This is a genomic window from Pontibacter korlensis (assembly GCF_000973725.1).
GTDB classification, from domain to species: domain Bacteria; phylum Bacteroidota; class Bacteroidia; order Cytophagales; family Hymenobacteraceae; genus Pontibacter; species Pontibacter korlensis.
This window is the reverse complement of record NZ_CP009621.1, coordinates 1,616,175-1,629,453: the sequence shown is the minus strand read 5'-3', so window position 1 is coordinate 1,629,453 and position 13,279 is coordinate 1,616,175. Positions and strand designations below refer to the sequence as shown.

At 46.4% G+C, this 13,279-nt stretch carries 11 protein-coding genes and 2 tRNA genes; 6 read left to right on the top strand and 7 right to left on the bottom strand.

What is annotated here, in order from left to right:
- Positions 1 to 44: 44 nt before the first annotated feature.
- Positions 45 to 986: a GNAT family N-acetyltransferase gene (locus PKOR_RS06910; protein WP_052738752.1), complete on the bottom strand. Its 942-nt coding sequence runs from the start codon at positions 984 to 986 to the stop codon at positions 45 to 47.
- 60 nt (positions 987 to 1,046) lie between these two features.
- Entirely contained in the window at positions 1,047 to 2,228 is a 1,182-nt protein-coding gene (locus tag PKOR_RS06905) for a sensor histidine kinase (protein ID WP_046309914.1), read from the bottom strand.
- Between the two features lie 113 nt (positions 2,229 to 2,341).
- Here PKOR_RS06905 and hemA point away from each other — a divergent pair, with 113 nt between their 5' ends.
- Entirely contained in the window at positions 2,342 to 3,625 is a 1,284-nt protein-coding gene (gene hemA / locus PKOR_RS06900) for a glutamyl-tRNA reductase (RefSeq protein WP_046309913.1), read from the top strand.
- Positions 3,626 to 3,753: 128 nt separating this feature from the next.
- Here the strand turns inward: hemA and PKOR_RS06895 are convergent, their stop codons facing one another.
- Positions 3,754 to 4,062 carry an ArsR/SmtB family transcription factor gene (locus PKOR_RS06895; protein WP_025608763.1) on the bottom strand — a complete coding sequence of 103 codons (309 nt, stop codon included), beginning with the start codon at positions 4,060 to 4,062 and terminating at the stop codon, positions 3,754 to 3,756.
- A gap of 121 nt (positions 4,063 to 4,183) precedes the next feature.
- Here PKOR_RS06895 and PKOR_RS06890 point away from each other — a divergent pair, with 121 nt between their 5' ends.
- Genes PKOR_RS06890 through PKOR_RS06880 form a run of 3 tightly spaced genes read left to right on the top strand, consistent with a single transcriptional unit; the run spans position 4,184 to position 7,734 of the window.
- Entirely contained in the window at positions 4,184 to 5,257 is a 1,074-nt protein-coding gene (locus tag PKOR_RS06890) for an anhydro-N-acetylmuramic acid kinase (protein ID WP_046309909.1), read from the top strand.
- Between the two features lie 52 nt (positions 5,258 to 5,309).
- A complete protein-coding gene (locus PKOR_RS06885) occupies positions 5,310 to 6,542 on the top strand; it encodes a Glu/Leu/Phe/Val dehydrogenase dimerization domain-containing protein (protein WP_046309907.1) in 1,233 nt (410 codons plus the stop codon).
- A gap of 16 nt (positions 6,543 to 6,558) precedes the next feature.
- On the top strand, positions 6,559 to 7,734 hold the full coding sequence (locus PKOR_RS06880) for a mechanosensitive ion channel family protein (RefSeq protein WP_052738751.1): 1,176 nt from the start codon (positions 6,559 to 6,561) through the stop codon (positions 7,732 to 7,734).
- Positions 7,735 to 8,059: 325 nt separating this feature from the next.
- Here PKOR_RS06880 and PKOR_RS06875 read toward each other — a convergent pair whose 3' ends face one another.
- Positions 8,060 to 10,558 carry an AsmA-like C-terminal region-containing protein gene (locus tag PKOR_RS06875; protein WP_235337304.1) on the bottom strand — a complete coding sequence of 833 codons (2,499 nt, stop codon included), beginning with the start codon at positions 10,556 to 10,558 and terminating at the stop codon, positions 8,060 to 8,062.
- Between the two features lie 197 nt (positions 10,559 to 10,755).
- On the opposite strand from PKOR_RS06875, the gene PKOR_RS06870 reads away from it, so the two are divergent.
- Both PKOR_RS06870 and PKOR_RS06865 read left to right on the top strand, forming a co-directional pair.
- Positions 10,756 to 10,830 (top strand) — tRNA-Val (locus PKOR_RS06870).
- Between the two features lie 273 nt (positions 10,831 to 11,103).
- A tRNA-Val gene (locus PKOR_RS06865) sits at positions 11,104 to 11,178 on the top strand.
- A 185-nt stretch (positions 11,179 to 11,363) separates the two neighbouring features.
- On the opposite strand, the gene coaE is transcribed toward PKOR_RS06865, so the two are convergent.
- The 3 genes from coaE to yajC are packed head-to-tail and all read right to left on the bottom strand — an operon-like array spanning position 11,364 to position 13,245.
- Complete coding sequence (gene coaE / locus PKOR_RS06860) at positions 11,364 to 11,960, bottom strand: dephospho-CoA kinase (protein WP_046309903.1); 597 nt, start codon at positions 11,958 to 11,960, stop codon at positions 11,364 to 11,366.
- Entirely contained in the window at positions 11,960 to 12,895 is a 936-nt protein-coding gene (locus PKOR_RS06855) for a hypothetical protein (protein ID WP_046314189.1), read from the bottom strand. The genes coaE and PKOR_RS06855 overlap by 1 nt, the downstream gene beginning before the upstream one ends.
- 41 nt (positions 12,896 to 12,936) lie before the next feature.
- Positions 12,937 to 13,245, bottom strand: a complete 309-nt coding sequence (yajC, locus tag PKOR_RS06850) for a preprotein translocase subunit YajC (protein WP_046309902.1) — start codon at positions 13,243 to 13,245, stop codon at positions 12,937 to 12,939.
- Positions 13,246 to 13,279 lie beyond the last annotated feature (34 nt).

The following is a 13,279-nucleotide window of genomic DNA, read 5'->3' as shown; positions in this document are numbered from 1 at the left end:
CCTGATTAGGGCAGCCATTGCTGTTTATAATTCTCTCCTCTAGCTTAATCTGTTAATCTTAGCTCGTAAAAATCATGCACTACTGTTCGGGCTCCGTAGCTCTCTTTGTTCCAAACCAAGCCCTCATTTAGGTAATGCCCTTGCTGCTCTGTTGAGATGCCGAAGCTAAAGTGTGGCTTATGCGAGTACACCTCCGTTAACAACCAGTCCACCAGCAAATCAATACCGGCTAGTTCTTTTCCTCTAACTGAAGCAGCCATATACTGACAATGTGCAACCGTATCCGTCTCATACATCAGCACTCCGGCCAGCAGTTCACCTGCCTCCGCAGCAGTATAGAGCTTAATATTTTCGGGGAACAGGGAAGCAAGCAGCCGCACCTCGCTAGCCGTGTGTACAGGAACCTTATTATGCTTTTGCTGTAACACCTCCTGCTCTAGCTGCATAAAGCTTTCGTAGTCGTTAGATACCTGCAGTTGCACGTTTCCTCTCTTGGCTTTCTTTACCTCCCATCTACGGGTTTTGCTATAGCCAAGTCCAGCACCCACATCAATCACAGAGTTAAGGTCTCGACGGCAAAGTGTAGCTCCGTGCCGGAACAGGGCATACAGATCTTCTTCGGCAGGTAACTGGTGATAGATATGCGGAATAGCTTTGTAAGTTATTCTTTCGAAATTCAGCTCCTGGAAGTATAACTTCGTTGCCTGCACCACCTCTAGCATCAACGCGGCTTTCATACGTTTATCTGTAACGAAGCCGCCATAACTCAATCCACCGTGGCTTTGAACCTCCTGCCCTACTTCATTGGCAGGCAGCAGTGCTATCACTTTGCCCTTTTTATAAAACAACAGCGAGTGGTCCGTGAACCGGTCAGCATGATACTCCATGTAACCGCGCTGCAGCATAAAAGTGCCATTCTTAGAATCCGCCACAAACGCATCCCAATACAGTTTATACTTCGCGTTATACTTTATTACCTCTATCACAAAGTTCGTTTGATCCCACAGTTTGACTCACTTTCTAACTCTTAAACTTTTAACTTCCTCCTACCTATTCAGCACAATTCGAAAGGTGGTGCCCTTTCCAACTTCAGACCACTTCACATAGAGCCTGCCCTGGTGATAGTTGTCGATGATGCGCTTTGCCAAGGCAAGCCCTAGTCCCCAGCCACGTTTTTTGGTGGTGAAGCCGGGCAAAAATACGGAGTCTATTTTACTCTTCGGGATACCTTTACCTGTATCAGTAATATCTACTGCAACGCTACTCTTACCCAGCAGCACCAGCTGGATGTTTATACTTCCGCGGCCCTCCATCGCATCCACAGCATTTTTACAGATGTTCTCGATTACCCAATCGAACAGCGACACGTTAACCTTTGCCGTAATACCTGGCGAGAAGGTAGACTCTACTGTAAAGGCCACCTTACGCGAAATGCGGTTTTGTAAGTAGTTGATAGCATTTTGCGTTACCTGCAGGATGTTCTCATCGCGCAGGGTAGGCACTGAGCCGATGTTGGAGAAACGCTCTGTGATGATCTCCAGGCGCCGCACGTCTTTACCCAACTCCTCCAGTATCGGCTCGTTCTCGAACTTAGGACTGGATTTGATGTACTCATACCACGCCATCAGCGACGAAAGCGGAGTACCCAACTGGTGCGCCGTCTCCTTTGCCAAACCTACCCATACCCTGTTCTGCTCAGCCCGGCGCGAATAGCTAAAAGCAAAATACGCCACCAATGCAAAACATGAAATTACAATAAGCTGCACATAAGGGTAGTACCTTAACTGCGAAAGCAGCTCAGAATCTTTGTAAAAAACATAGTTTACAGACCCCTCCGCCCAAGGTACCACTATGGGCTCGTGCTGCTCCTTCATCTTCTCTATTTCGCCCTGCAGGTAGGAATTTATTTTATCTGGCCTGTTCGAAATGTTTTCTGGAATATTAATGTTCTTAGAATCGAGAATATTTTCGTTCTCATCTGTTAGTATAACAGGCACAGTAGTATTGGAAGAAAGGATCTCTTCCTCGATGAAAACTATGTTATCGTCGCTGGGGGCGTTAATCATGTAGCGTAGGCCTTTGGCATAAAGCTGAACTAGCTCCTGCTCCCGCTCCGATAACTTGCTGACTAGTATATTGGTATAGGTGATAGTGGCGGCGCCAATTATAAGAGCAATGATAACAACAATAAGCTTTATCCTGTTCTTTTGCGAGTAGATGGGGATCATGCAGTAAACACGTAATTTATTTGAAATTAGTATAAATTGAACATAGAGGGCAAGTAAGTTTTATTTTAAAAGTTAGAGCTTTAACTTTGCACCCTAGTAGAACCCACGTTATTATGCTTCAGAATTTTAAAGCAATCAGCCTGTCGTATAAGAAAGCGCCGCTGGATATCAGGGAACTGATTGCCTTAGATGAATCTTCGTGCAGACTGTTTTTACAGACACTCAAAGGCTTTATACAGGCTTCTGACATATTAGTACTATCCACCTGCAACCGCACCGAAGTATACTACAACTCCGATGACGACTATAGTGCTGAGATAGTTAAGCTGCTCGGCATTACTAAAGGCATAGAGAATATCTCCCGTTATTTCGACTACTTCACCATTCTGAACGAACACGACGATGCTGTACAGCACCTATTCGACGTAGCAATGGGCTTGGAGTCGCAGGTGGTTGGTGACATGCAGATTTCAAACCAGGTGAAGGTGGCTTACCAGTGGAGTGCCGACAACGAAACTGCCGGTCCTTTCCTACACCGCCTGATGCACACGATCTTCTTCACGAACAAGCGTGTGGTACAGGAGACCTCTTTTCGCGACGGAGCAGCCTCTACCTCTTATGCAGCTGTTGAACTGATCGAGGAGCTAACTGCCGACATCATCAATCCAAGTATACTTGTAGTAGGTTTAGGAGAAATCGGTGCAGATGTTTGCCGCAACCTGAAAGATGCAGGTTATAAGAATGTGAAGATTACCAACCGTACACAGGCCAAGGCACAGGCATTAGCTGAGGAGTGTGATATGGAGGTACTTCCGTTTGAGAACATGGTGCAGGGTATGAAGGAGGCTGATGTTATAATTTCCTCTGTAGCCCGTGAAACGCCTTTCTTCACCAAAGAGATGGTGAAACGTCTGGACATCCTTACCTATAAGTTCTTTATTGACCTTTCTGTACCACGTAGCGTGGAGCCTGAAATAGAAAGTATACCAGGCGTGTTACTGTACAACATCGACACTATACAAAATAAAGCTTCAGAGGCTCTGCAGCGCCGCATTAATTCGGTACCGAAGGTAAAGGAGATTGTGGCAGAATCGATCGAACAGTTTAACGACTGGTCTAAGGAGACAATGGTATCGCCAACAATCCACCGCTTAAAGAGTGCATTAGAGGCAATCCGGCAGGAGGAGATGGCCCGTTATGTAAAGAAGATGGGACCAAAAGAAGCCAAGCTGGTCGATAACATTACAAAATCGATGATGCAGAAAATCATTAAGCTACCGGTACTTCAACTTAAGGCAGCCTGTAAACGCGGTGAGGCTGAAACACTGATTGACCTGCTGAATGACCTGTTTAACCTGGAAAATCAGCCAGTAAACGCTGACCAGAAATCTGAGTAAACAGCCTATATTTTTTAGTTAAAAAACGACTGAGGCCTCCGCTAATCTCTCTTTTAAAGACGAACGGGGGCCTCAATCATTTCTGCCACTGGCACTGAATAACCGCACGTGATGGTGCAGGCTTGCGGTTATATATCAATGCAGCATTCTTCCAAACAATCAATTACATCAATTAGCTTTGGAATAGCCAGTGAGTAATAAATCTTTGTTCCCACTTTAAAAGACGAGAGGACTCCCTTATCTTTAAGTGTAATCAGGTGCTGCGATGCAATGGCTTGGGGTAGATCCAACTGCTTATATATCTCAGTAACAGTCATTTTATCTTCTTTCCCGAGTAAATCCACTATCGCCAATCTTTTGGGGTGAGCCAATACCTTCAGCATGGCCGCCGCCTTATCTATCTTCTTCGATTCAACTCTTGACAACAAACTTTTCATAATTAAAATTATACCTAACAGTTTCTACAAATCAATTTTCAATCCTATTCATAATAAGATATATACGAAGCCTGCACTATTTGGCCGAAAATCATTGCCGTGCTTTTAGTATTTTTGGCCAATGGATACTTCTTATCATGTAATCGGGCTAATGTCTGGGACGTCGCTCGACGGTCTAGATATAGCACACTGTAGATTTACGTACAAATCTCAAAATTGGGTATATGAGATACTGAATACTACTACATTACCATATATCGATAGTCTGATTGACTCCCTCCAAGGTGCCGAGACGGCAAGTGCCCTTGAATTAGTGGAACTTGACCATGCTTTTGGCAGCTTCATGGGTCAACAGGTTCACGAGTTTGTACAACAACACGAAATACAACCTGATTTTGTTGCTTCTCATGGCCACACCATTTTTCACCAGCCAGACAAGCATATCTCGCTACAACTGGGTCATGGTGCTTACATAGCGGCCAATGCGCAGTTACCCGTTATCTGCGACTTCCGCACCCTGGATATAGCACTAGGTGGCCAGGGTGCTCCACTGGTACCTATCGGCGATGAGCTGCTCTTCAGTAAGTACGATTACTGTATCAATCTTGGAGGTATCGCCAATGTATCCTACTCACAGAACGGCAGGAGGTCAGCTTTTGATATAAGCGCCTGTAACATGCTGCTGAACACGCTGGCTAATAGTATAGGAAAACCTTATGATAAGGATGGAGAACTTGCCCGCTCAGGCTCCTTGCAGCCAGACTTACTGAGCACCCTTAATCAACCGGCTTACTTCTCGGCACCAGCTCCAAAGTCTCTTGGAAAGGAGTGGGTGCTGGAGCATAGCCTCAAGAGTATAGAGGAGAGCAATGCTTCTGTAATTGACAAACTACACACTGTTTGCCAGCACATAGCACAGCAGATACAACAGGCCCTGCCTCCACTACACGAAGGCATGCACCACGTCCTGTTAACTGGAGGAGGCGCTTTCAACACCTTCCTTATAGAACAGATACAAAAGCAGCTAGGCTCAAAATTTTTGGTAGAGGTACCAGAACCAGAAGTCGTGTCGTTTAAGGAGGCACTAATATTTGCCTTCTTGGGCGTACTACGCTGGCGTGGCGAACACAATTGCCTCAGCAGCGTAACCGGGGCAAGCCGGAACAACGTTGGCGGGGCTATCTATCTCTGCTAAGGCTTTAAATTTTATACCTTTGCCCTACGATCAAGACACAACTATAACTGGAATGAAGGACTTACTAGCAAAGTTTGAAAATAAACAACCCGAGATAGTTTTTGAGTGGAAAGACCCTGAGACAGAAGCAGAAGGGTGGGTGGTAATCAACTCACTTCGTGGCGGTGCTGCCGGTGGTGGCACACGTATGCGCAAAGGCCTAGACAAGCGTGAAGTGGAGTCACTGGCGAAGACGATGGAAGTAAAATTTACCGTTTCCGGACCTGCCATTGGAGGTGCAAAATCAGGCATCAACTTCGACCCTGCAGACCCTCGTAAGCGTGGTGTGCTTGAGCGCTGGTATAAGGCTGTTATTCCTCTTCTTAAGAGCTACTATGGCACCGGTGGCGACCTGAATGTGGACGAGATACATGAGGTAATCCCGATTACGGAAGATTATGGCTTATGGCACCCACAGGAAGGCATCGTGAACGGACACTTTAACGCCACAGAGCCACAGAAAATAAACAAAATTGGTCAGCTACGCCAGGGAGTGGTGAAGGTAATCGAAGACCCGCACTTCTCCCCTTCCACTGCCCGCAAGTATACTATTGCCGACATGATTACCGGTTTTGGTGTGGCAGAGGCTGTACGCCACTATTACAACATCTGGGGAGGCCAGTTTGAAGGCAAGAGAGCCATTATCCAGGGCTGGGGCAATGTAGGAGCAGCTGCAGGTTACTACTTAGCTTCTAAGGGCGTTAAAATCGTCGGCATCATCGACAGGGCTGGCGGTCTTCTTAATGAGAATGGCTATACCTTTGAAGAGATTACAGACTTGTTCTTAAACCGCCAAGGTAACGCTCTTAACCCCGACACACCGGGCTTGATTTCTTTTGATGAGATAAACAGCCGCATTTGGGACTTACCAGCTGAAGTGTTTATTCCGGCTGCAGCATCCAGATTGGTAACCCGAGAACAAGTGGAGCGCATGATCAGAAGCGGCATGGAAGTTATTTCCTGTGGTGCTAACGTTCCTTTCCAGGACCCGGAGATCTTCTTCGGCCCTACCGGCGAATTTGCCGATCGCAACCTTTCTGTTATACCTGACTTTATTGCTAATTGCGGCATGGCCCGTGTGTTTGCTTATCTGATGGAGAGTGAAGTTGAGATTACGGATGAAGCCATATTTGGAGACACCTCCAGCACCATCCGCACAGCATTAGAGAAATCACATGCCAAGCAGGTGCAGAAAACTGAAATCGCGAAAACGAGTTTTGAAATTGCTCTAGGTCAACTGCTTTAAGCCTTTTGTGTTACCGATGAATTTGGAAGAGTTATTTCGAAGTAGCTGGCTACGCTACGAGTTCCTGGACAATACTGTAGCAGAATACCTAATTACTGCAGCCGTTCTGCTGTTCGGGTTTATCTTTAAGACGCTGTTCTCCCGGATGATCTCCGGGCTAATGTATCGCCTTGGTAGCCGCTTATGGTCAGAAGCCAACCTGCCTGAGTTTAGGCGCCTGCTCATACAACCCCTTGAGATACTACTGTTCCTGGTATTCCTGTACTTAGCTTTCCAGGTGCTGGACTACCCAATGGAGCAAAGTGACCTCCGTGAGGGAGACCCTTTCCTGAAAACCTTCATGTTCCGCACCTATCAGGTTTTCGTGATCGTAGCCCTTACATGGGTGCTGCTGCGCTTTATAGACTTCGTAGGGCTGGTTTTTAAGTACCGCACCGAAAAGACAGCCTCCAAATTAGACGACCAACTGGTGCCTTTTTTCAAGGATTTCACCAAAGTACTGGTTGTGGTGTTTTCTTTTTTGGTGATTTTAGGGTCTGTATTCGGTGTGAATGTAACAGGGCTCGTAGCCGGTCTTGGTGTGGGTGGTCTTGCCATAGCCTTTGCTGCCAAAGAGAGCTTAGAGAACCTGCTCGCCTCCTTTACCATTTTCCTGGACCAGCCCTTTATGGCCGGCGACCTGGTACAAGTGGGCGAATTAATCGGTGTCGTGGAAAAGATTGGCTTCCGGAGCACGCGCATCCGGACACTGGAGAAAAGTTTTGTGACGGTACCTAACAAGCTGATGATCGACAAGCCGCTCGATAACCTTACCCTGCGTACCTTCCGCCGCGCCAGGTTCGACATAAACCTCACCTACGATACAAGTTCTGAGCAGATTCGGGCCATAACGCGCGATATTCAGAATTATGTTGACCAGCACCCGCGCACCAACGAAGATGGCCGTATCCGTTTTCTAAACCTTGGCCCCCATTCTAAAGACGTGATGGTACAGTACTTTGTAGACACCATGGACTGGAATGAGTTTATAGACATCAAGGAAGAAATCAACTATAAGATTGTGGAAATTGTGGAAAAGCATGGTGCAGAGTTTGCCTTCCCAACACAAACAATACACTTGCAAAAGCCTAGGGCAGGAAAGCACGAGCCGCCAGCAGAGCAGGCGTACTTCGAAAATTCTGATATAAAATAAACCCCAATAAAAAAGCCGGAGAAGCTCCGGCTTTTTTTTCACCCTTATATCTTATTTTCTTCTGAATTGCACAGTTATACTGCTACAGTTTCACGTTTACTATGCTAAAACCTTTCGTTACCAGTAAACCTTACTCCTTTCATCCTGTATGCTTTCTTGCAGATTTGCTTTCTTAAACGGGCTCTTATACCCATAGTTACACCCGAAGTATAACTTTTCCCTTATATGGCAGATATTCTACTGTGAACGAACAATATGTTTAAGTGAATGATAAAAATTTGATCATTTCTGCTGAGCTTTTTGCTTCAAAACCACTTTTTATAGTTTAGTTGAAGTCAAAGTATTCCCCCTCCTGCAGCTCTACTTCTTTCTGTTTTTCTTTAGGCTTTTTACCGCGTAGCAGGTCACGTAGCTCCTGCCCTTCCTGCTTCAGGTCCGTTTTTATTTTCTGTCTTACACGCTCATCGTCGTAAGCAATTTTAAAGTCACGCTCGCTGCCTTTCAGTGTTAGGAAGAGATTGCTGTTGCCAGCATTGGGATCTTCAGCCACATTGCCAAAGCGGGCATCCTTATCAGGACGCCGGCTGCTGAAGAGCGGCAGCTTAATCTTGTAATCCATTTTCTGGTCGAATGTGTGGGTGCCAGATACAGAAACTACTGGTGCTGCCGATAAATTAGAGCGAATGTCCATCTCAGGTATAAAGATAGTGCCCTGCTGTATCCAGAAGGAGTTATGCAGTTCAGCAAAGTGCATGTTGGCGAGTTCAGAGCGCTTCACAAATGCAGACATCTTCTGCATAGGTGCAAAGTTAATGAGCTGCCCGTTTCGTACTGTAGCCTCTATTTCGGCTTGGAGCAGCTCCGTTTTGGGGTTCAGCTGACTATCAAAGAACACATCAGACACGATATTGGCTGTAAGCAAGCCGCGAAGGTGGCGCTCCTCTATAAAGTTCTGGTGGAAGTTCTCAAACACATAGAAGAGGCTGTCTACGCTCATGCTATTCAGCTTAGCGGCGGTGCTTACCTTGATGTTATTGCGGTTGCGGGCGTCTATGTTGCCTCGCACAGCGAAATCGCCACCGATGGCCCTGAAAGAGATATTAGGCGTAGAAACAACCTGGTTGCGTAGTTTTACTTCCCCTATGATGTTTTTCCCTCTGAACCTGCGGAACCGTAACCTGTCAATAGAGGCACTAAGATCAAAAGCAATGTTGGGTGATATGGCTAGCTTATAGCTATCGCCGGTACGGGCCTTTTCAGGTGTGTTCTGCTCCTCACTCAAGAGCTGATCAAAATTTAGGTAGTGGCTCTTAAAGTCAGCTTCTACCAGCAGGCGCTGGTTCTCGAGAAGAAGCCAGGCCATCACGTTCTTAAACATACCGTTGACGGCAAAATCTGATTCACCCAGCTTGCCCTTAAAATCTGACACGCCTACATCGTTACGCTTAAACATGAAGTTGCCGCTCAGGTTACTTAACGGCAGTGGCAGCTCCCGCAGCGACAGCGATACATTGTGCAACGTGATATCTCCGGTTGTGTGAAGAGTACTGTTTCCTGGCCTTGCTTTAAATTCATTGAGGTTGCCGGAGAAGGCAATACGTACATCTGCCAGACCGCTGCCACTGCGTACCTGCTCTAGCTTTACAAGCCCCAGCACATAGCCTACATCCAGCATTCCCTGCACATCAAACGCAATGTGCGGGTTGTTAAAATTGCTGTACTTGAGGTTACCTTTAAATGGCCTACCGTTCAGCACACCCTTAAGCTCTTTCAGCTCAAGAACCGAACTGGTAGCATTCTGATGCTTACCGTTAGTAAAGCTCCCTGTCAGGTATATCTTATCCACGCGCTGCTGCACATCAGGGTGAAAGAAGGAGGCGTTGCTGGCACCAAAGCTAAAGTTTACACTAGGAGTATGTTTGCTTGAGGCTTTACCTTTCACGGTGCCGTTAAAGTATATCTCTCCCTCGCTGCGGTACTGCCTGAATTCTTCTGTCATACTTTGGGGCAATAGTGAGAGCAGCGACTGTATATTGGTGTTCTTACCATCAAGCTGCAGATCCAGCTCCGTTACGCCACCATAAGCAATGGAACCGCCTACTTCATAAGCAGCTTCCTCCACCTTCACTATAGATGGCTGTAAAGCGATTGTCTGCGCCTGTCGGTTTATACTTAGAGCTGATTGCAGATCTACACGTTTGCCTTTGAAATATTCTCCAGTGCCGACCTTAATGGTTTCAATGGTAGCCTGCCCTTCTGCCTCAATATTGATAAGTTCTGGGGAGATTGTAAGTGCAGCTGCTAGCTGGTGTGCATTCACTTCATACGTCTGCTTTAGTTGCTGATCGATGTAATGAATGGTTACTTCACTTAGGTTGATGCTTTCCAGGTCGAATGAGAAATCTTTGTCTTCTGGGGTTGTGGTATCAGTTGCGATGATCTCATAGTTCACCTTTCCGTTGGGAAGCACTTTAATATACACTTCTCCCCGCTCCATGTAGAACTGCTTTACTGTATAGTTACCGAGCAGAATATCCCAGAGGCTAAAGGTAAAGTATAGCTTTTCAGCCCGCGCCAGCGACTCTTCACTTTCCGGCAGCGCCTCATGCACGTTCACTTCATCAAGCGTTACCGCTACCTGCGGAAACTTATTGAAGAGCGAGAGAGAAATTTGCCGCACATCCACCTTCGTTTTAATGTGTTTGTTCGCCTCCGCCACAAAAAGCTCAATTATTTTATCTTGGTAAGTGTACACCAGCGCCAATGCCAAGCCCACCGTCACAATAAAAATTGTGACCCCATAAAATAGCACTTTTTTTACCACTCCTTTTTTCACCTAGCGAAAGTTCAGATTCATAGCAGCTTACAAAACCTAAAGGTACTGTAGTAATAATTCGTGGGCAATAGAACCCTGTGGCTGAAAAAAAATTTAAGAAATTTATCTCAGATGTTTTGCAGTTAAATAAATAACCCCCATATTTGCATCATCAAACGGGGACAACAGGTCAACGAAAAGATAACGGGGTGTTAGCTCAGCTGGTTCAGAGCACCTGCCTTACAAGCAGGGGGTCACTGGTTCGAATCCAGTACGCCCCACAAAAGGACAACTAAAAAGTTGTCCTTTTTTTATACCCACACTTTCCTGTTCTCTCTTACAGGCAGCCATCTTGGCTACCATCATACTGATGGAACGGTGCCGACATTGCTGTTAGTATGCTACCCTACTGCAAGGCTGCAAGCTGTTAAGTTAAAAGATAAAAGGCACTAGGTATAGCAGAAGCTTTATCACAAGAAAAATTTTGTTTTTAGAAAAGCATCCCCCATATTTGCATCCTCGAATCGGGGACAACAGGTCAACGAAAAGATAACGGGGTGTTAGCTCAGCTGGTTCAGAGCACCTGCCTTACAAGCAGGGGGTCACTGGTTCGAATCCAGTACGCCCCACAAAAGGACAACTGAAAAGTTGTCCTTTTTTTATGCCCACACTTTTTGTTTTCTCTTTTAGTTCAGCTGCTCTCAGACCGTATACTAAAGAAGCAGCTGAGTTAAAGTCATCGTCATAGTATAACCCTCTAACTGCCACTCAGGCAATTTTGCACCCTCTATAGTATATCAAAAGCCAAGTTTATTCAGGCGTTTGCCTTAGAGAACTGTTCATGCAGGGCCAACACCTGCGGTATGATGAGCTGCCTATCGTTGTTGTAGATGACGTGCTGGGCACGCCGCATCTTTTCCTCTTCGCTTAACTGGCGGGCTATGATAGCCTTGATATCTGCTTCGGTGCGATGTGCATCGCGCTTCAACAAGCGCTTGAGGCGTAGCTCCAGCGGTGCATATACCGCTACTACCTCATCCATCTGCCTCCACGACTCTGACTCAAACATCAGTGCCGCTTCCTTTATCACATAAGGTTTAGCGGCATGAGATGCCGACCAGGTTTCAAAGTCTTTGCCTACGTGCGGATGCACCAGGCTATTTAGCTGCTCCAGGCGCTGTGGGTTATTGAACACCATACCTGCCAGGTAAGTACGGTTTAACTCTCCGGCCTCCGAAAAGGTCTCAGAGCCAAAAGCATCTAGTAGCTCCTGCCTGAGCTCCAGATTATGATGCATTACCCATTTGGCACGAGAGTCAGCATCATATACAGGCACACCAAGTACGGCAAACATACAGCTCACAATTGTTTTGCCTGTACCTATGCCGCCTGTTATACCGATTTTCAACATTATTTCCTGGTAACTTTTACACGAGCTGGCCACACCTGCACATTGCGAATGCCTCTTGGCTGTTGTACCAACTCTGGCACCAGGGTGGAGTCTATAGGATTGAACTTGCTGTAGTCTAACACTACCTTGAAAGCTGCACGGTTTAGCAGCGATACAGAATCCTGAAGTATTTGGTACCGCACTACAGTAATTGGTGGGCGCAGGCTAAGCGTTGCGTCCTCTGGCACGTTAACTAGCTCAGGCAGCAATTGCCGCTCCTCTGGCACCAGATTCTTTACATTAACTATAACCTGTGCTTCCTCTACATCAGCCTGCACCAAAGATTTATAGTTGTAGTTGATCGGAACAGGCACCTTAGATGGCTCTGCCAGGTTCTGGTTGGGCAAACGGAGCAGGAAAGGATCAGGCAGGCTGTCTACCAAGGATGAGGGGCCTGTAAAGGTAATGCTATCAGGACTGATTCGCACTGGGCCTACTACCGTATGCTGATTATCCGTCAGCTTTTGCCCCGGGTCCAGGCGCAATGCAATACGCTTCTGTACTTTCGGGTCAAAGTCGAAGTAGATGGTGTCTGTTACTACAAAATTGAGCTGTAGCCCATCCAGCGCATTAACCAGAGATGGCCTAAGAGCAGACCCTAAGAGATAGTTATTGCGCGGCAGATCGCGGATGTAGATTTCGGCAGGCTGCACCTCCAGCCTTAGGCTCTTGCGCAGCAGTTTCCAGCCTTTTCCAGTTACGTTTATAGATACTTCCTGTGGAAGCGGTTTAATGGGGATAAGCTCGTTTTCATCATACACAAACCGGATGGGATAAGATGTTTGCGTACTGTAGCTTTTATTTAGGGCGTTTAGCAGCCAAAAGGTAGAGGCAGCCACGAAGCAAAGCACTACTACTCGCCAGTATTGCTTTGTTCGTGGCTGAAATGGCCTCAAAAACCATAAAGCTATATTTTTTACTCCCTCAAGTGGCAATGTTAAGATACCTTTTGCACCCTCATGGTAGCTTCCATGGAAACGGCAGTTTTATCGAATACAAGGCGAACGCCTTTGTCCACTTCTAACGTAATGGTCTCATCGTCTATTGCGATCAGCTTGCCGTGCAAACCACCTATGGTTACTACGCTCATGCCTTTTGTCAATTCCTCGCGGAATTTCTTCTGGTCACGCACCTTTTTTTGCTGCGGACGGATCATGAAGAAATAAAACACAAGGATGATAGCTCCGAACATTAACAACTGAGGCAGCATGCCTCCGTCCGGAGTCTGAAGAAGTATATTGTTCATGTTGGTGTATTCTCTGAAATGCGTTCTGAAAGTA

Excerpts from the sequence above, each read along its gene's own strand:
- PKOR_RS06880 (WP_052738751.1), top strand. The coding sequence starts at position 6,559 with ATGAATTTGGAAGAGTTATTTCGAAGTAGCTGGCTACGCTACGAGTTC.
- PKOR_RS06895 (WP_025608763.1), bottom strand. The coding sequence starts at position 4,062 with ATGAAAAGTTTGTTGTCAAGAGTTGAATCGAAGAAGATAGATAAGGCG.
- PKOR_RS06885 (WP_046309907.1), top strand. The coding sequence starts at position 5,310 with ATGAAGGACTTACTAGCAAAGTTTGAAAATAAACAACCCGAGATAGTT.
- PKOR_RS06905 (WP_046309914.1), bottom strand. The coding sequence starts at position 2,228 with ATGATCCCCATCTACTCGCAAAAGAACAGGATAAAGCTTATTGTTGTT.
- hemA (WP_046309913.1), top strand. The coding sequence starts at position 2,342 with ATGCTTCAGAATTTTAAAGCAATCAGCCTGTCGTATAAGAAAGCGCCG.
- yajC (WP_046309902.1), bottom strand. The coding sequence starts at position 13,245 with ATGAACAATATACTTCTTCAGACTCCGGACGGAGGCATGCTGCCTCAG.
- coaE (WP_046309903.1), bottom strand. The coding sequence starts at position 11,960 with ATGTTGAAAATCGGTATAACAGGCGGCATAGGTACAGGCAAAACAATT.
- PKOR_RS06890 (WP_046309909.1), top strand. The coding sequence starts at position 4,184 with ATGGATACTTCTTATCATGTAATCGGGCTAATGTCTGGGACGTCGCTC.